Consider the following 20,883-nt stretch of genomic DNA (forward strand, 5'->3'; position numbering starts at 1 on the left):
CTCAGATCCGCCGCTCGCGTCCCTCCCACCAGGGCTCGCGCAGCTTGCGCTTGAAGATCTTGCCGGAGTCTTCGCGGGGCAGTGCGGCGCTGAACTGCACCTCCCGCGGGACCTTGAAGCCCGCCAGCTGGCTGCGGATCCAGATCCTGACGTCCTGGGCGGCGATGTCCTGGCCGTCCTGGGGCTGGACCACGGCGCACAAGGCCTCTCCGTATTCATCGTCCGGGATGCCGAAGACGGCGCAGTCGGCCACGCCCGGCATCTTGAGCAGCACGGCCTCGATCTCGGCCGGGTAGATGTTCACCCCGCCACTGATCACCATGTCGGAACTGCGGTCACAGAGGTGAAGGAATCCGTCGGCGTCGAAGTAGCCGATGTCCCCCGGCGAGATCAGGCCGAACTTCTCCGCCCGCCGCCGCTTGGCCTCGTCGCCGTGGTAGGTGAAGTCCACCGAGCCTATGTTACGGCCCAGCACTTCGCCGGGAACGCCGACTGCACAGTCATTTCCCTCCGCATCGACCACCCGGACGATGGCGTTTGGCATGGGCTTTCCCACAGTCCCTGGATGGGCCAGCCATTCCTCCGAGGTGCAGAAGGTGACGTTCCCCATCTCGGTCGAGCCGTAGTACTCGTTGATCACCGGCCCCCACCACTCGATCATCTCGCGCTTCACCGGGGGCGAGACCGGCGCTGCAGCGTGGGCCACGAACCGGAGGGACGACAGGTCGTAGCGGTCCCGTACGGCCTGAGGCAGCTTCACCAGCCGGTTGAACATGATGGGCGCCATGTTCAGGTGGGTGATCTGCTTCTCCTGGATCAGGGCAAGCAGGGCCTCGGGGTCAAACCTAGGCATGACGGCGACATTGGCGCCGATGTTCACCGAGACGTTCGAATGGGCGTTCGGGGCGGAATGGTAGATCGGGCCCACGACGGCGGTGACGATCGCCTGGGGCCGGTCCATCCTGTCGGCGTAGCCGTAGGAGCGCAGCAGCATGGCCGTAGAGGCCTGGGCCTGCTCGTCGCTGGCCGCCCCACGCTTGACGCCCTTGGGCCTTCCCGTCGTTCCGGAGGTGTAGATGATGGTGCTGGGCGCCCGCCGCGCCTGCCCCGACCAGGGGGCGAAGCTTTCCAGCCAGGGACCCCATTCCAGGTCGCCCGGCGCGACCTCGCAGGCCCCGGGCGCAAGTCCGTAGGCGCCCGCGACTTCCTGGGGCGTGCGGACGCTGAGGATCCGGACCCCCTCCGGAACCGCGGGGCGGAGGCTGGCCAGCAGGTCGGCGTGGATGACCAATACCCGGGCCCCGCAGTCCTTCAGGATATAGTCCGCCTCATCCAGGGTGCAGTGCCAGTTCACGGCGACGGGAAAGGCTCCGAGGATGCCGGCAGCCTGGCCGATCTCGAAGAAGGCGAATTCGTTCCTCAGGCAGAAGGCGACGGCGTCGCCCTCCTTCACCCCCAGGCTTTCCAGACCGGAGGCGGCCTTCAGGGCGCGTTCCCGGATCGCCTCGGCCGTCGTCTCGCGATCGCCGCACCACAGCTTGCCCATGGCGGTCTCCTCCCTTTTCCGGGGATGCAATCACGACAGGGGCGGGGTGAACAGCCTTCGAATTGAACCCCCGGGCGCGAGGCCTGGCCCCGAGGTGGACGCCGCCTCCCCGGGCGTGCGAGGTTCGGTGCCTGCAAACCCCGCCCGTCGCGGGGGAAGAGGAGTGGGGCCATGGCTCAACGCATCACGTCACCTTTCGGGACCTTCTCCACGGCCCGGGAGGTTGTTTCCGGCCAGGACCTGTCCGGGCGGACGGTGCTCATCACCGGGGCGGCGACGGGCATTGGCGTCGAGACGGCCCGGGCCCTGGCCGAGGCGGGCGCCGAGGTGGTGATCGCCGCCCGCAAGCCGGACCTGGCGGCACAGGCTGTCGCGGACATCAACCGGACGGCGACCGGCCCCGGCGCGCGGTTCGAGATGCTGGACCTCTCTCGCCTGGACTCGGTGCGGGAACTGGGCGCCCGGTGGGGCGATCGCCCTCTGCACCTCCTCATCAACAACGCCGGGGTGATGGCTTGTCCGCTGGACCGCACCGCCGACGGCCTGGAGATGCAGGTCGGCACCAACCACTTCGGCCACTTCCTGCTGGGCGTCCTCCTGGCGCCCGCGCTCGAGCGGGGCGCCCAGGCGCGCGGCGCGCCCTCGCGCCTGGTCAGCCTGTCCTCGATCGGTCACCGCCGCTCCGACATCGTCTGGGACGACATCCATTACCGGACCCGCCCCTACGAGAAGTGGGGAAGCTACGGCCAGGCGAAGACCGCTAACAGCCTCTTCGCGGTTGGTTTCAACCGCCGGTTCGCCGGTCGGGGGATCAACGCCAATGCGGTGATGCCCGGCGGGATCATGACCCCCCTCCAGCGGCACATGGCCCGCGAGGAGATGGTCGCCATGGGATGGATCGATCCCGAGACCGGCGCTGCGCGGGAGGGCTTCAAGACGCCGGAGCAGGGCGCCTCCACCAGCATCTGGGCGGCCGTTGGGCCGGAACTGGAAGGGATCGGCGGCCTCTACCTGGAGAACTGCGCCGAGGCTGCGCCCTGGTCGGCGGAGGCCCCCATGGCGGGGGTCATGCCCTACGCCCTTGATCCCGAGAGCGCCGAACGGCTCTGGACCGTCTCCGCCGAGACGACCGGCGCCGGGGCGCAGGCCTGATATTGATGCAGGCAATCGTACGAATGGAAAGAATCGATTTGCCCGATGGAGCTCGACTTCCTACCTAGGCTTCAAGACGCTCCGGGCTTCCCGGCGGCGAGAGCTAAAGGGAAGCAACATGTCCTCATCCGAAGGCAAGTGCCCGTTCGGCCATGGCGGCCGGACCAATGTGAGCATCCAGTCCAACGCGCACTGGTGGCCCAACCGTCTGAACCTCAAGATCCTGAGCCAGCGTTCGGCGAAGGTCGACCCGATGGACCCGGGCTTCGACTACGCGGAGGCGTTCAAGAAGCTCGACCTGGCGGCGGTCAAGAAGGACCTGACCGCCCTGATGACCGAATCCAAGGATTGGTGGCCGGCGGACTGGGGTCACTATGGCCCGCTGTTCATCCGCATGACCTGGCACAGCGCCGGCACCTACCGGATCTCCGACGGCCGCGGCGGCGGCGGCACGGGCAACCAGCGGTTCGCCCCGATCAACTCCTGGCCGGACAACGGCAACCTCGACAAGGCCCGTCGCCTCCTGTGGCCGATCAAGAAGAAGTACGGCAACAGCCTGTCCTGGGCTGACCTGATGATCCTGGCCGGCAACGTCGCCATGGAGTCCATGGGCTTCAAGACCTTCGGCTTCGCTGGCGGCCGCGCCGACATCTGGGAGCCTGAAGAGGACATCAACTGGGGACCCGAGGCCGAATGGCTCGGCGACAACCGCTATTCCGGCGACCGTGAGCTGGCCCAGCCCCTCGGGGCGGTCCAGATGGGCCTGATCTACGTCAACCCGCAGGGCCCGAACGGCAACCCCGATCCCGTCGCCTCCGGCCGGGACGTGCGCGAGACCTTCGCCCGCATGGCCATGAACGACGAGGAGACTGTCGCACTCGTCGCCGGGGGCCACACCTTCGGCAAGGCCCACGGCGCCGGCCCCGACTCCCATGTCGGCCCCGAGCCCGAGGGCGCCCCGATGGAGGCCGCGGGTTTCGGCTGGCTCAGCACCCACGGTTCCGGCAAGGCCGGCGACGCCATCACCAGCGGCATCGAAGGCGCCTGGAAGCCCAACCCGACCAAGTGGGACAACGGCTACTTCGACATGCTGTTCGGCTATGAGTGGGAACTCGTGAAGAGCCCGGCCGGCGCAAATCAGTGGCGGGCCAAGGACGTGCGCCCCGAGCACATGATCCCCGACGCCCACGATCCGTCGGTCAAGCACGCCCCGATGATGACGACTGCGGACCTCTCCTTGCGGTTCGATCCCATCTACGAGCCGATCTCCCGCCGGTTCCACAAGGACCCGCAGGCCTTCGCCGACGCCTTCGCCCGCGCCTGGTTCAAGCTGACCCACCGCGACATGGGCCCGCGCGCCCGCTATCTCGGCCCGGAAGTTCCGGCCGAGGTCCTGATCTGGCAGGACCCGGTTCCGGCCGTCGACCACCCCCTGGTTGACGCCTCCGACATCGCGGCCCTGAAGGCCGAGGTTCTGGCCTCAGGCCTGGCCATCCCCGAGCTGGTCAGCACCGCCTGGGCCTCCGCCTCGACCTTCCGCGGGTCCGACAAGCGGGGCGGCGCCAACGGCGCCCGCATCCGCCTCGCCCCGCAGAAGGACTGGGAAGCCAACCAGCCGGCCCAGCTCTCGCGGGTCCTCGAGGCCCTCGAAGGCGTCCGCGCGCGCTTCAACGCCGCCCAGAAGGGCGGCAAGAAGATCTCTCTGGCCGACCTGATCGTCCTCGCCGGCTCCGCGGCGGTCGAGTCTGCGGCCAAGGCCGCCGGCCAGTCCATCACCGTGCCCTTCACCCCGGGCCGGACGGATGCGACGGCCGAGCAGACCGACGCAGACTCCTTCGCCGTGCTCGAGCCCCGGGCCGACGGCTTCCGCAACTATCGCGGCGCCGGCGTCACGGCGCCCGGCGAGGAACTGCTGGTCGACAAGGCCCAGCTCCTGACCCTGACGGCTCCGGAGATGACCGCCCTGGTCGGCGGCCTGCGGGTGCTCGGCGCCAACCACGGCGGCGCGGCTCACGGGGTCTTCACGGACCGCGTCGGCGTCCTGTCCAACGACTTCTTCGTCCGCGTCCTGGACATGGATGTCGCCTGGACCCCCGCCGGTGATGACCTCTTCGAGGGTCGCGACCGGTCGACCGGCAAGGTCGTCCGCACCGCCACCCGCGCCGACCTGGTCTTCGCCTCCAACTCCGAGCTGCGCGCCCTGGCCGAGGTCTACGCCCAGGACGACGCCGCCGGGAAGTTCACGGCCGACTTCGTGAAGGCCTGGACCAAGGTGATGGAGCTGGACAGGTTCGACCTCGCCTGATCCCCGTCGGGAAGCTTCAGTCGATCCGGGCGCTCAACCTCAGGTCGGGGACGAGCACCCGGATCGGCATGAAGCCCTGGGTCAGCCAGCGGGGCTCGGCCACGAAGTCGGCATAGACGTCCTCGGGCGTGCAGGCGGCCTCGCCCAGCAGCCGGATGACACCGCGGCAGACGTACTCGAGGCGGGGGCGCGACGTCACGGTGATCGGTGCGGGAACGACCTGGAGCGTGCCCGCGAGATACCGGATCTCGTAGTTCTGGCTGGTCAGGCCCGAGGGCAGGATCTCGTAGGTGCCGATCTGCACGGCGCCCTGGCTGGGGCCCGTGAAGACCACCTCGCCGTTCAGCACGGTAGGGGTGTCCTGCCCGGCGAGGCCTGAGACCGTAACCGTGGTCCCGCCGGTAAAGGGTTTTCCGTCGAAGCTCTTGGTCACGGGATCGGCGGCGACCGTCGCCAGGGCCTTGGCGATGCTGAGCCGGCCCGCGACAAAGCGGATGTCGTAGTTCGGGCTGGAGAGCCCGGAGACCGTGATGTCATACGTCCCGGCGTTGACCGCGCCCTGCGAGGCGCCCCCGAAGACAAGGGACCCGCTGAGATCCGCCAGGGTGTCGCGGGCCGCCAGGCCGTCCGCGGTGGCGCTGCCTCCGCTGTAGGCCGTGGCGTCGTAGGTCCGGCTGACGTCCCGCGCCGTAATGTTCAGCGGAGCCGGGCGAATGACCAGGGCCCCACGCTCAAACCGGATCACGTAGTTCGGGCTGGAGAGCCCGGAGACCGTGATGTCATACGTCCCGGCGTTGACCGCGCCCTGCGAGGATCCCCCGAAGGCAAGGGTCCCGCTGAGATCCGCCAGGGTGTCGCGGGCCGCCAAGCCCTGGAGAACCACGCTGCCGCCGCTGAAGGCCGTGCCGTCGTAGGTCCGGCTGACATCCCGGGGCGTGATGGTCAGGGCTGCCGGGCGGATCGTCAGGCCAGCGTCTTCGAAGCGGATCGCGTAGTTCCGGCTGGTCAGGCCCGAGGCGGTCTGGACGTAGTCACCGGCGTTGACGGCGCCCTGCGCCGAGCCGCCAAGGACCAGGGCCCCGCCAAGGACCGATGGCGTCTCGCCGCTCGCGAAGCCGGCATAGGTCACGGCGCCGCCGCTGAACGCCGCGCCGTCATAGGTGCGGTTCACGGGAAGGACCCGGACCACCAGCGGGGCGGGCGTCACGGTCAAGGTTCCGGGCAGGAAGGTGATCCTGTAGTTCGGGCTGGACAGCCCCCCGGGCAGGATCTGGTAGGCGCCCACATCGACGGCGCCCACGAAGGAACCCGAATAGGTCAGGGCGCCTGTAAGGTTCGAGAGGCTGTCTCCATTCATCCATCCGGTGACGTCCACGCCGGCTCCGGTCGGGAGCACCCGGCCGTCATAGACCTTGGAGAGGTTGCGGGCCTGCACCGTCAGTACGGCCTTGTCGACGGTCAGCACACCGGACGAACGGAACTGCAGGACATAGCCGGCCGGCGCAGACAGACTGCCCCGCGCCGTCAGGATCGCATACTCCCCGTATCCGGCGCTGGCGGGGGAGCCGTCCGAGAAGACATGCGGGGTCCCTGTCACCGTCGATCCCAGGGCGTCGCCCAGGAAGGCGCCGCTCACCCCGGCCTCCAGGCCCTGCACGGTATAGCTCGTCGCGACCGCCGCCGAGACGTCCACGCCGAACGACTTGGCCATCGAGACCGAGTCGATGGTCAGGGTCGGGACATGGGTGAAGGCATAGCGGTTTCCGGCTTCGGGCACGGGAGCCAGGGCGACGCGGCCCCACAGCGCGGCCTTCTGGCTGTCGAGGCCGCCAAAACGGTTGTCTGCGGGCCTCTGGGAATAGATGAGCCAGCGTCCGGCCGGGGTTGTGACCGCGCCGGCCCCGGCGTCGTTCAGGAAATTCCGGTCCGCGGCGAGTACGACCGCGTCGCCGGTCGCCGCTGAGTTCAGGACGGCCATGGGCGCGAGGACCAGGTCGGATCCTGCGCCCGCCGCCCGCAGGCGGATCATGTCCGTGGCCTGGATGGATCCCGCCGAGAGGGAGCGGGCATTGACCAGCGAGACGCCGCCAATGGTCCCGGTCGCCGAGATGGCGTCCACCTGGTTGGGGCCATCGAGGTCCACATGGCCCGGCCCGGCCAGGGCCAGGGTCGCAGCGCTGACGACGCCGGAGCCCTCGAGCCGGGCGTCGGCGCCCACGCGGACGGAGGCGGCCCCGCCGACCGGGGACCAGGAGCCGTCGAGCTCGACCTTGCCGGCGTCGACCTTGAGTTGCCCGCCAAAGGTATTCGCACCGCTCAGGGTCAGGACGGAGGTCGCGCTGGTGTCCTTCACCACCGATCCCGTCCCGGAGATCACGCCCGACAGCACCTGGTCCGCGCTCGAGGCGAACTGGAGCACGCCGTTGTTCGCCAGGTCGCCGGCATAGGCCCCGCCGCCCAGCACGCTTCCCCCGCCGATCTTCAGCGTCCCCGCGTCGATCGTGATGGGACCGGTCAGCGTGTTCACGCCCGTGAGGGTCAGGACCGCGACGGCGTCCGTGTCCTTGACCAGGGCCCCGGCCCCGGAAAGGGCGCCGGAGAAGGTCTGGTCGACTGTGGAGCTGTAGCGCAGGGTCCCGGCGTTGCTGATCGCCCCGGCATAGGTCCCGCCGCCCAGGGCGCCCGCGCCGGAGAAGCGGAGCTCCCCCTCGGCGATGGTGAGCCCGCCGGTGAACCCGCTGTTCGCGGTCAGGGACAGGGTCCCCGCGCCCAGCTTCGTCAGGCTCGTCCCGGCGCCCGACAGGCCGCCCGCCCAGGTCACGGCCTGGCCGTTGGTGTCGATGCGCACGAGCTGGCCGCCCGTGGAGAGGATGCGGGCGGAGTAGTCGACCGTGTTCGCGGCGCCGTGCCTCAGCGTCCCGCCGGAGAAGGCGAGGGCGCCGGACGGGCCGAGGGCGCCGGCTGAGCCCAGCTGCACGAACCCGGCGCCGAAGGTCGTCGCGCCGGTGTAGGTGTTGGCGCCGCTGAGGGTGAGGACCGAGGCGGCGCTGGTATCCTTGGCGAGGCCGCCGGCGCCCGAGATCACGCCCGAGAGGACCTGATCCGCCGTGGAGCTGTAGCGCAGGATACCCGCATTGCTGATCGCCCCGCCGTAGGCCCCCGAGCCCAGGCTTCCTGCGCCGCCGATCTTCAGCTCGCCCGCCGTGATCGTGGTGCCGCCCGTGTAGGTCTGGACGCCCGTCAGGGTCAGGACGCCGGCCGCCGATTTCTGCAAGGCTCCGTCACCGGCGATCACCCCGGCATAGGTCTGGGCCGCCGTGTTGGCGTAGTCCAGCAGGGTCCCGGTCGCCAGGTTGAGGGTCGGGGTGCTGTTCGAGCCCACGAGGCGAAGGGTCCCGGCCGAGAGGGTGGTGGCGCCGGTATAGGTGTTGTTGCCCGACAGGATGAGGGTGCTTGCGCCGCCGGTGTCCTTCACCAGGGTCCCGGTCCCGGAAATCACGCCCGAAAGGGTCTGGCCGGCCGTCGAGCTGAACTGGAAGACGCCCGAATTGCTGATGGCCCCGGCATAGGTCCCGTTCCCTAGGACGCCGGCGGCGCCGATGCGCAGGGTCCCCGCGCCTATGGTCGTGGCGCCGGTGTAGGTGTTGGCGCCCGTCAGGGTCAGGGTCGAGGCGTTCGTGTCCTTGACAAGCGTCCCGCTGCCCGAGATCACGCCGGAGAGGGTCTGGTCCGCCGAGCTTGAGTAGCGCAGCGTCCCCGAGTTGGTGATGTTCCCGGCATAGGCGCCGCCCGCCAGGGTCGTCGCATCGGCGAACTGCAGGGTCCCGGTGTTGACCGTGATCGGTCCGGTGAAGGTGTTCGCGCCCCGGAGGATCAGGGTCCCGGCGGTGTTCTTGACGAGGCCGACCGTGCCGGCGCCGTTCTCGATCACCCCCGAGAAGTCGCCGCTTGCGATACTGATGCTTCTACTTCCCGCGAAACTGGAGGTCACGCGACCGGAGCCCGACAGGACGCCGATGTCCGGGTAGCTGCAGTTACAATAAAAATCGAAGATGCCCGCGGGGCCGAGCACAAGGTTATTGGCGACGAAGTTGCTTGAACCCACGAAGAGGGTCCCGGCGTTCACGATGAGGGGGCCTGTCAGGCCAATTGTATTGTTGAGGGTGAGGCTGGAGGTCGAAGTATCCTTGATGAATGTCCCGGCGCCGCTGACGTTGCCAGATAACTGGAGGTTGGCGCTTGTGCTGGAGCGGAAGGTTCCAGCGGCGCCGATAACAAGATTGCCTCCGGAGCGGGTGCCAGCCCCGCCCAGGATGAACTCTCCCGCGTTGACCGTCAGGGTGCCCGCTGTATAGGCGCCGGTGAGGGTGACCTTCGATCCGGCGATGTCCTTGGTGAAAGGCCCGCCCGAAATGGTCCCGGACAGGGTCTGATCAGCAGAGGAGCTGTAGCGGAAGGAAGAGGAGCCGCCGATGACGATATTCCCGGCATACGTCCCGCCGCCCAAAACCCCGGCTCCGCCGATCGTGAGCACCCCATAGCCGCCGAGGGTGGTGGGGCCGGTATAGGTGTTCACGCCGGTCAGGGTCAGGCTGCCGCCGACGCCGCCGGTGTAGTTGAGGCCGCCCGCCCCGGAGATCACGCCGGAGAGGGTCTGGGCCGCGCTGGTCTGGGGGTCGAAGACGGCGCCCGAGGCGATGGCGATGTTGCCGGCGTAGGCCCCGCCGCCGAGCGTGCCGGAGCCGGAAAGTGCAAGCAGCCCGGCATTGACGTTGATCCCGCCGGTGAAGGTGTTGGCGCCCGTCAGGAACTGGTTTCCGTTCCCCGCCTTGGCCAGGGACAGGGCCGAGGCGCCGTCCTGGAGCACGCCCGCAAAGGTCTGGTTGCCCGCACTAAGATTGATGGTGAGGGTGGCGGGGGCGGCGCCATTGTTCGTCACCACGCCGTTCCCGGTGAGGTGGCCGATTGGGCTGGCATAGCCATTCACGTCGAGGGCGCCGCCGCTATTGACGTTCATGGCTGAGCCGGTGCTGAAGGCATTGGCCGCCCCGGCCCTCAGGACGCCTGCGCTGACGGTCGTGGCGCCCATGAAGGTGGCCGTCCCGCTGCCCGCCAGCGTCAGGGTCGAGGCCCCCGTGTCCTTGGTCAGGGCCCCGGCCCCGGAGATCGCTCCTGAGAACACCTGGTCGGCCGAGGAGCTGTACCGAATGGCGCCGGCGGACCCCATTGAGATGGCGCCGGAATAGGTCCCTCCGCCCAGGACGCCGGCGCCGCCGAGCTGGATCGTCCCGGCGTTGCCCGCAATGCTGATCGTGCCGTTGAAGGTGTTGGCCCCGGTCAGGGTCAGCAGGGCCCCGATATTGGCGGTCTTGGCGAGGTCGCCCGTCCCGGAGATCACCCCGGACAGCACCTGGTTGGTGCTTGAGCCCGTGGAGAAGCCCGCCCCCGAGGCGATGGAGATCGCCCCGCTGTAGTTTCCACCCCCAAGGACGCCGGCGCCCGAGAGCCCGAGGTAGCCGCCTGTGATCGTGATGCCGCCGGTGAAGGTGCTGGCGCCGCTCAGCAGCTGGGTCCCGCCGCCGGTCTTGGCGAGGGACAGGGGGGAGGCGCCGTCCTGGAGCACGCCCGCAAAGGTCGAGGACCCAGAGCCATAGTTGATCGTCAGGGTACCGGGGGAGCCCCCATTGTTGGTCACCGTGCCGCCGCCGCCCAGGACGCCCGTCGTGACGGAGAAGCCGTTCACGTCCAGGATACCCGGTGCGTTGACGTTGGTGGTGGAGGCGCCGCTGATGCCGTTCGCCGCGCCGGCCCGGAGCGTCCCGGCGCTGACAGTCGTCGTTCCGGTCAGGCCGTTGGCGCCGGAGAGGGTGAGGATTGAGGCGCCGGTGTCCTTGGTGAAGGCTCCCGAACCCGTGATCACCCCGGACATGACCTGGTCTGCAGAGGAGCTGTACCGAAAGACCCCCGCATTTCCGATTGTAACCGCGCCGTTGTACACGCCGCCGCCGAGGACGCCGGCGCCGCCCACCTGGATCGTCCCGGCATTGGAGAGAATGGTGATGGCGCCGCCGAAGGTGTTGGCCCCCGTCAGAGAGAGCAGGGCCCCGCTGTTGGAGGTCTTGGTAATCTCGCCCGACCCGGAAATCACCCCAGACAGGACCTGGCTGACGCTGGAGCCGGTGGAGAAGACAGCGCCGGAGGCGATGGCGATCGCGCCTGCATAGTTTCCGCCGCCCAGGGTCCCCGCACCCGAGAGCCGGACCTCGCCCCCGGAGAGGCTCAGGTCCCCGGTGAAGGTGTTCGTGGCGGAAAGGGTCAGCACGCCGGCGCCCAGCTTCGTCAGGCTGGTGCCCGCCCCGGCGATGACCGAAGCGAAGGTCGGACTAAGCCCGTTTGTGTCGATCCGGATCGGCTGGTTACCGGTGGTCAGGAAGCGACCGGAGAAGTCCTGGCTGTTGCCGCTATACTGAAGAGTGCCGCCGGCGAACGAGATCGCACCGGTCGAGCCCAACGCATTGCCACTGGACACCCGCAGGGTTCCGGCGTTGAGGGCGGCGCCGCCTGTAAAGGTGTTGCCGGTTCCTGACAGGGTCAGCACGCTGGTCGCGCTGGTGTCCTTCACCACCGATCCCGCGCCTGAGATGAGGCCCGACAGCACCTGGTCCGCCGAGGAGCTGTAGCGCAGGGTTCCCGCATTGCTGATGGCGCCGGCGTAGGAACCGGAGTTCAGCTGCCCGGCGCCGCCGACCGCCAGGGTCCCGAGGGTGTTGGTGATGGCCCCGGTGAAGGTGTTCACCCCGGTCAGGGTCAGGGTCGAGGCGGCGTCGGTGTCCTTGATCAGTGCCCCGGCGCCAGAGATCACGCCCGAAAGGGTCTGGTTCACGCTGGAGCTGTAGCGCAGGGTCCCGGCGTTGCTGATGCCGGCGGCGTAGGTCCCCGCGCCCAGGGAGCCGGCGCCTCCGATCTTCAGCTCCCCCGCGGTGATGGTCGTGGCGCCAGTGTATCCGCTGGTCCCGCTCAGGGTCAGGGTTCCTGTCCCGAGCTTGTTGAGCGTCGTCCCCGCGCCGTCGAGCCCCGTGGCGTAGGTCACCGACTGGCCATTGGTGTCGATCCGCACCTGCTGGCCGCCCGTCGACAGGATCCGCGCCGAATGGTCCGCCAGGTTGTTGGCGCTGTGCTGCAGGGTCCCGCCGGAGAAGGCGAGGGCGCCGGACGAGCCGATCGCCCCTGCGGAGTTCAGGAGCAGGGTACCGGCCGCGAAGGTCACGCCGCCGGTGAAGGTGTTCGCGCCGCTGAGGGTCAGCACCCCCGCCGCCGACTTCTGCAGGGCGCCCGCCCCGGAGAGCACGCCGGCATAGGTCACGGCGCCGGCGTTGGCGTAGTCGAGCAGGGTTCCCGCCGCCATTGCGATCCCACTGGTGGCGTTCGTGGTCGTCAGGCGCAGGGTTCCCACGGAGAGGGTGGTGGCCCCGGTGTAGGTGTTGATCGCGGTCAGGGTGAGGGTAGAGGCGGCGGTCTCCTTCACCAGGGTTCCCGCGCCGGAGATCGCTCCCGACAGGGTCTGGTCGGCGCTGGAGGCGTACCTCAGCGTGCCGACGTTGCTGATCGCCCCGGCGTAGGTCCCGGAGCCCAGGCTCCCCGCGCCGCCGACTGTCAGGGTCCCCAGGGTGTTGGTGATGGCCCCGGTGAAGGTGTTGGTCCCCGTCAGGGTCAGGGTCGAGGCGGCGTCAGTGTCCTTGATGAGGGCCCCGGCCCCGGAGATCACCCCGGACAGGACCTGGTCAGCGCTGGAGCTATAGCGCAGCGTCCCCGCGTTGCTGATGTTTGCGGCGTAGGTCCCTCCGCCGAAGGTCCCGGCGCCCCCGATCTTGAGCTCGCCGGCGGTGATCGTGGTGGAGCCGGTGAAGGTGCTGGCGCCGCTGACGGTCAGGACCCCCGCCGCCGACTTCTGGAAGGCTCCGGCGCCGGCGATCACCCCGGCGTAGGTCTGGGCCGCTGTATTGGCGTAGTCCAGCAGGGTCCCGGTCGCCAGGTTGATGGTCGAGGTGGTGTTGGATCCGACCAGGCGCAGGGTTCCGGCCGAGACCGTTGTGGAGCCCACATAGTTGTTGTTCCCCGACAGGATGAGGGTGTTCGCCGAGGTGTCCTTGACCACCGACCCTGCGCCCGCAATGCCCCCGGACAGGGTCTGGGTCGCGCTTGAGCTGAACTGCAGTGTCGAGCCGGCGCCAATGCTGACCGCGCCGGCGTAAGACCCTGAACCAAGGCTGCCCGCGCCGCTGATCCGGAGGGTCCCGCCCCCGCCCAGCGTTGTGCCCCCCAGGTAGGTGTTCACGCCCGTCAGGTTGAGGGTGGAGGCGGCGGTGTCCTTCAACACGCTGCCGCCACCGGAGATCACCCCCGACAGGGTCTGGTCGGCGGAGCTTGAGTACCGAAACGTCCCCGAGACGGCGATTGCGCCGGCATAGTCCCCGTTGCCGAGGCTGCCCGAGCCGCCGATCTGCAGGGTCCCGGCGGAAACGGTCGTTCCGCCGGTGTAGGTGTTCGTCCCCGTGAGGGTCAGGGTCGAGCTGGCGCTCGTGTCCTTGGTGATGCTCCCGGCGCCGGAGATCACCCCCGAGAGGGTCTGGTTGGCGCTGGAGCCGTACTGGAAGGTCCCCACATTGCTGATGTCGCCGGCATAGCTTCCTCCGGCGAGGGAGCCTGAGCCGCTGATCCGCAGCGTCCCGGCGGTGATTGCGGTGTTTCCCGTGAAGGTGTTCAGGCCGGTCAGGGTCAGGACCCCGGCGGCCCCCTTGCGGAAGTCACCGGGACCGGAGATCACGCCGGCGTAGGTCACGGCCCCTGCGTTGGAAAAGCTCAGGAGCGTTCCGGCGGAAGTCGTGATGCCGGAGGAGGCGTTGGCCGCGTCGATCCTCAGGTTGCCGGCCGCGAGGGTGGTCGCGCCCGTGTAGGTGTTGGCCCCGGTCAGGTAGAGGGTCGAGGCGGCGGTGTCCTTCACCAGGGCCCCGGCGCCGGAGATGACGCCGGACAGGGTCTGGTCGACGCTCGAGCTGTAGCGCAGCGTGCCGGCGTTGCTGATGGCGCCGGCGTAGGTCCCGCCGCCCAGGCTCCCCGCGCCTCCGATCACCAGGGACCCGGCGCTGTTCGTGATGCCCCCGGTGAAGGTGTTGGCCGCCGTCAGGGTCAGGGTCGAGGCGGCGCTGGTGTTCTTGGTCAGGCCGCCGACGCCCGAGATCACGCCGGAGAGGGTCTGGTTGGCGGTGGAGCTGTAGGTGAAGGTCCCGGCGTTGTTGATCGCGCCGCTGAAGTTGTCGCCGCCAAGGGAGCCCGATCCTCCGATGATCAGGGACTGGTTGGTCGGGATGATGTTGATCGTGCCGTTGAAGGGGTTCGCGCCCGTCAGGGTGATCGGCGACCCGGCCTGGGTGAGCGTGCCCGTCCCCGAGATGACGCCGGAGTGGGTGTAGCCGCTAAACCTCGAGAACTTCAGGGTCCCTGCGGGTCCGATGGCGATGGCGTTGGCGCCCCCGAACACGGCGCCATTCGAGAGATCGATCGTGCCGGTGTCGATCGTGATGGGGCCGGTATAGCTCGGAGCAACGGACGACCAGGTCAGGGTTGAGGCCGCCGTGTCCTTGATCAGGGCGCCAGCGCCGGTGATATTCAGCGCCTGGCTGGCCGAGGTCGAATACCGCAGCGTCCCGCCCGCGTTGATGGTGACCACTGCGGTTGAGTGGGTCGAGGCGCCCCCGAAGACCAGGGTCCCGGCGCTGACGGTCGTCCCGCCGCTTTGAGTGGCGGCGCCGCTGAGGGTCAGTGTGGAGGCTGCGGTGTCCTTCACCACATTGCCCCCGCCGCTGATGGGCCCGGAGATGACCTGGTCGGCGGTCGAGGCATACCGGAAGGAGCCGCCTGCGCCCGCTCCGGTGGAATTGGTGACGAGGGATCCGGAGAAATTACCGCCCCCCAGGACGCCGCTGCCCCCGATGGTCACGGAATAGGACCCTGTCTGGATCGTGCCGTTGAAGGTGTTCTGCCCGGTCAGGGTCAGGACCGGGCCGCCGCTGCCGCTCGTCGTCAGGGTCCCGGCGCCGGAGATGACGCCGGACAGGGTCTGGCTGCCGTTCCAGAAGCTGAGGGTGGCGCCCGGCGCGATCTCGATGTTGCCCGGGTGGTTCCCCGAATTCCAGGTGGACCGGAAGTCTAGGGTCCCGGACGAGATGGTCGTGGCCCCCGTCCAGGTCAGGGTCGCGAATGAACCAGTCGTAAGGGCGCCTGCGCCGGTCTTCACGAAGCTTCCGGTCCCGGTGAGCGACCCCGTCAGCCCCCCTGTTCCGTTGAAGGTCACGACCCCGGAATTGGCGATGGCGGAGTTCAGGCTGATCGTCCCGGGCGAGATCAGTTCGAGCCCGCTGCCCGTCCCGGAATTGGTCACGGCGGCGTTCAGGGTGATCGCCCCCGCCGCGTTCAGGGTCAGGGTGGTGTTGGCGCTCCAGGACAGGGCGTTGGACAGGGTGATGTTGCCGGCCTGGGTCCCGGACGATCCCGTCGAGACGGTGACGCTGGCCCCGGCCAGGGCGTTCTGCAGGGAGGTGACGTTGATCACCGCGGAGTCGCCGGTGGCCGTGAACCCGCTCTGGTTGGCGTCGGCGCCGGTGGAGATGGTGACGTTGTAGGGATCGAGCAGGAGCTGGCCGGCCCTGCCGCCGGTCGACAGGAGGTTCACCTGGCCGTCAAAGAGGTAGACGCCGTGGCTGGAGACCTCCGCCACGCCGCCGTCGCCGCCTGTCCCGGTCGCCAGGATCCGCCCCCGGAACCGGGTGTCATCGTCCGACCAGAGGATGACCCGGCCGCCGGCCCCGGCCGAGCCCGAGGCCTCAAGCCGGCTGTCGGCGTCCACCTGGGTGGAACGGGCCGTGGTGACCCCGGGCACGGGCGCGCCCTGCCAGCCGCCGCCCACCGTGATCTCGCCGCCCTCCGCACCCGAGGCGTCGAGCCGGGCGCCCGCCAGGGCGATGGAATCGCCCCCCAGGGCGATGCGACCGCCCTTGGCCTCGCCCGAGGTCGCGTCGATCCGGCCGCTGGCCGCCAGGCCGCCGGCCCCGGCGTCCAGGATGACGGTCCCGCCTTCGGACCGGGCCGAGGCGACGCTGACTTCACCCGACAGGTTCACGAGGTCGCGCACCGTGCGCTGCACCGCGTCGGCCCGCACGACGACCCGCCCGCCCGCGGCCAGGACCCGGCCTCCGACGTCGACGCCCCCATCCGCCTCCAGGACCGGCGGGGCGAGGATCTGCAGGAAGCCGTCTCCGCCGGGGTCGAGGGTGATGGCCGAGCCCGAGCCCAGGGCCACCTGGCCCAGGGGCGCCGAGATCAGGCCGGTGTTCCGCACCCGCCCGCCGCCGATCAGCCCGACCTGGCCGCCCTCGGCCACGTAGATGGCGCCGGCGTTGGAGACCTCGGCCCGGGACGCGCCGGTGAAGACCAGGCGTCCGCCCATGAAGTCGGCGTTGCTGACATCCAGGCTCGAGGCCGTGAAGCCGCCGCCGACCCGCACCTCGCCCGAGGCGGTGATGGCCACCCCGTTCGGATTGACCAGGAAGACCCGTCCGTTGGAGGTCAGGGCCCCGGCGATGGAAGACGGCAGGTCCCCCGTCACGCGGTTCAGCACCGCCGATGTCGTCGAGGGCAGGTCGAAGGCCACCGTCCGGCCCTGGCCCACGGAGAAGCTGTTCCAGTTGATCACCGACCGGTTGGTGGACTGGGTGACGGTCACGGCTCCGTCCCCGCTGGTGATGCTCGCCACCCCCGCCGCCACCGAACCGCCGGAGGGCAGGGCGGGGCCCTCGGCCAGGGCGGGGCCCGCCACCAGCAGGGAGGCGCCGAAGACGCTCGCCAGCAGGCGGGGCCTCAGCTCTCCGGGACGGGGGAAGGGGCGCGGCGTCACGATCAGAAGCTCCAGCCCAGCAGGAATCCGACCCGGGTGTCCCGGCTGTTCTCCAGGCTGTTGATCCAGTTGCGCCCGACCTCGAGGTTCAGGGACACAGGGGTGTTGAAGGGCCCGATCCGGCCCAGCCGGGTCCGTACGCCCAAGCCAAGCTCCGCCCCTCGGAGCTCGCGGTTCGGGGCGGCGTCCGCCTCGTTCACCTCGCCGCCGCCGAGGGCGCCGAAGACGTAGGGTTCGGCCACGCCCGGAAGGCCCCAGGGGAGGGTTCGCCGCGTCCCGAACTCGCCCCTGGCGGTGAAGCCCTGGTCCACGGCGAAGGCCCCTGGCGACAGGCTGGACATCCCGTCCGGCCCGTCGAGGCTGAGCTGCTCGGAATTGAACAGGGGCTCGCCAAAGGCGGTCTGCCCCCGCACGGCGACGGAGCCGTGGAGGAGGTCCCCCTGGACCCGCGCGCCCAACAGGACGTTGGCGCGGGTAAAGGTTGCGGCGGCGCCCCGGTGGGTCGAGGGCGTGTCCGCGTCCACCTCGAAGGGCGAGGCGATGTCCCCCAGGCCCCTGGACAGGCTGGCCGAGCCCAGCAGCAGCAGGGACCCGGTCCAGACATGCTGGACGTCGATCCCTGCGCGCAGGGCAAGGTAGGAGTCGGCGGACAGGTCGGCGCCGAAGTCGATGGCGCTGACCCGCTGGGCGAGGGTTTCCAGCGAGGCCTGGGCGACCATCCGGGTCTCGCGCGTCCGGACCACCGGGGCGCTGATCCGGACGGTGGCGCGCAGCAACTCGTTCCGGCTGTCGGGCACGGATGGGAGAGGCAGGGGCCTGATCCGCGCCCAGACGACCTCGGGGCCCAGGGTGAGGCCGGACGCTCCCAGCGGGACCACGCCGCCCAGGGCCACGATCCGCATGCGCGCATCGGCCTCCAGGACGGTCTTCAGGTCCCCCTGGTAGGCCAGGTAGACCTGTTCCCCAAAACCAAGGGCGCTGTTCACCGCGACGGAGCCATTCACGCCCCAGTCGCCGACGCGCTCGCTGGCCAGGCGGTCAATGCCGGCGGCGCCGGTCACGCCGTGGAAGACCCCGTCCAGCACCAGTTTCACCCCGCCCGGCGTGTCGCCGGTGGCGACCGTGCTGCGCAGGGACAGCCCGCCGAGCTCGCCGGCGAGCAGAAGGGCCCGCTCGATCTCGGCCAGGGTGAGGGGCGCCCGCCCCACCAGGGGCTTCAGGCGGCGCTCGACGGGTCGCCGGATCCGCTCGGGCAGGGCGCCGACGTCAATGGAATCGATGGATCCGTTGACGACCCGGAGCACGAGGGCGCCGCCCGGCTCAATTTTCTGGGGCGGGGTCAGGACCCGGGTCAGGACATAGCCTCCGGCCGAGAGCTCCTGCTCGAGCTGCGTCACGCGCCCGAAGATCTCGGCCACCGAGACAGGGGCCTGGTCGGCGGTGCGGACCAGGTCGCGCTTCAGACGCTCTCCAGCCCCTGTGTCGGGCAGGGGATCGCCCTCGAAGCGCACGGCGCCAGGCCGGACGAGGACGGTCTCCGCGCTGGCCGGGGTGGGCTGGCCGGAGAAATTGCCGAGGTCAATGGCGGGAGGGGCGACATCGGTCCGGGGGCGGAAGGTCTCGGGAACGACCCGCCCGCCCAACGGGTCCTGCGCCCGCGCAAATCCAGGCGCGGCCAGCGCCGCGACGGACATCAGGGAGCACAGCGCACGTCTCATTCCGCTGGAACGAACTCCCCCAAATCAAGCCGGAAACCCTGGGCGGACGCCGGCGCCTGCACGCCCCGGCGCAGGGGAGCCCCGCACCGCATGAACGGAGCCCTGGTTCCATGTCATAAAGTCCGTAAACACAAGGTTTTCACCCTGCAACCTCTGTTTGCATCCAGGACGAGGTTGCAGGCCTGGACGCCGGGTCCGGGCGTTCAGGCTGTCCGGTCGCTGAAGCGCGTCCAGGGGCCCTCGATGGCGAAGGTCCTTCCCGGTGCGTAGGCGTTGACGAACAGGAACCGGCCGTCCGGCGAGAAGCAGGCGCCAGCCAGTTCGGTGCGCATCCGAAGGCGGGCGAGGGCGCAGACCTGACCCGCAGGCGTAACGACCTTGAGGTGGTTGGGGCTGATACCCACCCGGTCCTCGCACACGACGAGGTGGCCGCTGGGCGCGACCGTCAGGTTGTCGCCATAGTCCAGGACCCGGGTGTCGCGGGACTCCAGGAAGAGCTCCAGGCGGTCGTCGGACGGTCCGGCGCCAGGGGTCAGGCGGAAGATCTGGCCCAGCTTCCTCGCCCCGCCCGAGGTTGAGGTGAAGAACACCTCGCAGCCGCCGCCCAGCTTCGCAGACAGGTGAACGCCCTCGCCCCGGGCGAACAGCACAGCGCCCTTGGAGTGACCGCGCTTCCTGAGGTCGTCCTGCGGGCTCTCGACGTCATCCAGGTCGATCCAGCGGACCGCCCGGGTTTCGCCAACCGCCAGGTCTGCGCGCCGCCAGTTGCGGCTGTCGGCGGATCCGGCGCCATCCGCATAGGCGAGGGCCTGCAGCCGGCCGCCCTCGGCCAACCGACCCGGCGTCCGGGGCAGGAAGCGGTAAAGCAGGCCATCGTCCCGGTCCTCGGTCAGGTAGACGGTTCCCGTCGCAGGATCGACCGCTGCGGCCTCGTGCCGGAAGCGTCCCATGGCGGTCAGGGGCGCTGGCTTTACAGGCCCGTCGGCCGCGGCGGGAACCTCGAAGACCCAGCCATGACGGGTCCCCGTCTTCGGCGCCCCCACCAGGGTCTCCTCGCAGGTCAGCCAGGCGCCCCAGGGGGTCGCGCCGCCCGCGCAGTTCAGCACCGTCCCGGCCAGGGCCAGGTGCTGGCGCTCACGTCGGCCCGTCACGGGATCGACGACCAGGGCCGTCACCCCGCCGGGCAGGACCCGACCGTCTGCGCTGCGGTCAAAGGCAGGCAGGCCGTCCAGCCTCGCCGCCAGGTCAGGCCGGCCTCCGGCGGGGCCAAGCCGGTGCTCCGCCTCGTCAAGCTCATGGTTGCGCATGAGGGCCAGCCGCCCGTCGGGCAGGGCAAGGCACCCCATCCCGTCAAAGTGGTCCGGCGTCAGGAAACCGTCGTCCATGACCTCGCCGGCCCGCGAGATGACCTGGTAGGAAAACCCCTCGGGCAGGTCCAGCACGCCGGCGGGGTCGGGCCTCAGGGCGCCGTAACCCCGGACCTCATCGAGAATGTCCCCACCCTCCGCGGCCAGGGCGGCGCGGGCGCCCAGTCCGGAGAAGGCCAGGGCTGCAGCGGACAGCAGGACGCCCCGACGGTTGGGAGGAAAGGAGCCGGGGGGAGGAGAGGCGGTCATGACAAGCCCTTGCCAAGGATTCCGGACAACTTCATGACAGATGGGGTGCGGCCAGCCGGGAGGCCAGCCAGGAGGGTCCATGCAGATCCGGATACATCGCGGCGCGTCCTCCGACGTCCTTGAGGCCCGTCACGGCCGGAGCGAACCGATCCGCTTCGTCACCCCCCACAAGGGCCCGGTCCCGCACGACGCCGTGCACCTGTTCGTCGAGCGGGCCTTTGGCCTGCAGCGCGGTTTCTGGGGCCTGGTCGCGGAGGGCCTCGCGCCTGACGACCTTCAGGCCCTGGCCTCGGCCGGCGGCCACCCCAGCGCCTCCCGGGCCAGCACACCCGACCCCGGTATCGTCCAGCTCCTCCAGGCGGAGCGCCTGGTCGAGATCTTCGAGGCCGACCTCTGGGGCGGCGGCCAGGGCGACGAGGCCGACCTCCTCGCCATGGCCGGGACCGCCTGCGCGAGCTCCCACGTCCCCCTGCCATCCGCGCCCAATGGCGCCGTTGCCCGCGTTCGCGCCGACCTCGCCGCCTTCGCCCGCGCCTGGACCGGCCTCCCGCGGGGCGGGGAGGTGGAGTTGGAGTGGGTGGGGTAGGGGGACGCGA

The 20,883-nt window shown here is 70.0% G+C and carries 7 protein-coding genes; 3 read left to right on the forward strand and 4 right to left on the reverse strand.

What is annotated here, in order from left to right:
• Nucleotide 1: 1 nt before the first annotated feature.
• Nucleotides 2-1,546 (reverse strand): acyl-CoA synthetase, encoded by a 1,545-nt coding sequence (locus HYN04_RS06545; protein ID WP_110450018.1) that lies wholly within the window; start codon nt 1,544-1,546, stop codon nt 2-4.
• A 171-nt stretch (nt 1,547-1,717) separates the two neighbouring features.
• Between HYN04_RS06545 and HYN04_RS06550 the strand changes: the two genes are divergently transcribed.
• Both HYN04_RS06550 and katG read left to right on the forward strand, forming a co-directional pair.
• Nucleotides 1,718-2,698 (forward strand): oxidoreductase, encoded by a 981-nt coding sequence (locus HYN04_RS06550; RefSeq protein WP_110450019.1) that lies wholly within the window; start codon nt 1,718-1,720, stop codon nt 2,696-2,698.
• Between the two features lie 118 nt (nt 2,699-2,816).
• Nucleotides 2,817-5,003, forward strand: coding sequence for a catalase/peroxidase HPI (gene katG, locus HYN04_RS06555; protein ID WP_110450020.1), 2,187 nt, complete (start codon nt 2,817-2,819; stop codon nt 5,001-5,003).
• Between the two features lie 16 nt (nt 5,004-5,019).
• Here the strand turns inward: katG and HYN04_RS13765 are convergent, their stop codons facing one another.
• The 3 genes from HYN04_RS13765 to HYN04_RS06570 form a co-directional block, all read right to left on the reverse strand.
• Nucleotides 5,020-16,953, reverse strand: coding sequence for an autotransporter-associated beta strand repeat-containing protein (locus HYN04_RS13765; protein ID WP_110450021.1), 11,934 nt, complete (start codon nt 16,951-16,953; stop codon nt 5,020-5,022).
• 2 nt (nt 16,954-16,955) lie between these two features.
• Entirely contained in the window at nt 16,956-18,671 is a 1,716-nt protein-coding gene (locus HYN04_RS06565) for a POTRA domain-containing protein (protein ID WP_110450022.1), read from the reverse strand.
• A 203-nt stretch (nt 18,672-18,874) separates the two neighbouring features.
• Nucleotides 18,875-20,287, reverse strand: coding sequence for an alkaline phosphatase PhoX (locus HYN04_RS06570; protein ID WP_110450023.1), 1,413 nt, complete (start codon nt 20,285-20,287; stop codon nt 18,875-18,877).
• Between the two features lie 79 nt (nt 20,288-20,366).
• On the opposite strand from HYN04_RS06570, the gene HYN04_RS06575 reads away from it, so the two are divergent.
• Entirely contained in the window at nt 20,367-20,873 is a 507-nt protein-coding gene (locus tag HYN04_RS06575; protein WP_110450024.1) for a hypothetical protein, read from the forward strand.
• Nucleotides 20,874-20,883 lie beyond the last annotated feature (10 nt).

Source organism: Phenylobacterium parvum (assembly GCF_003150835.1).
Classification (GTDB): domain Bacteria; phylum Pseudomonadota; class Alphaproteobacteria; order Caulobacterales; family Caulobacteraceae; genus Phenylobacterium; species Phenylobacterium parvum.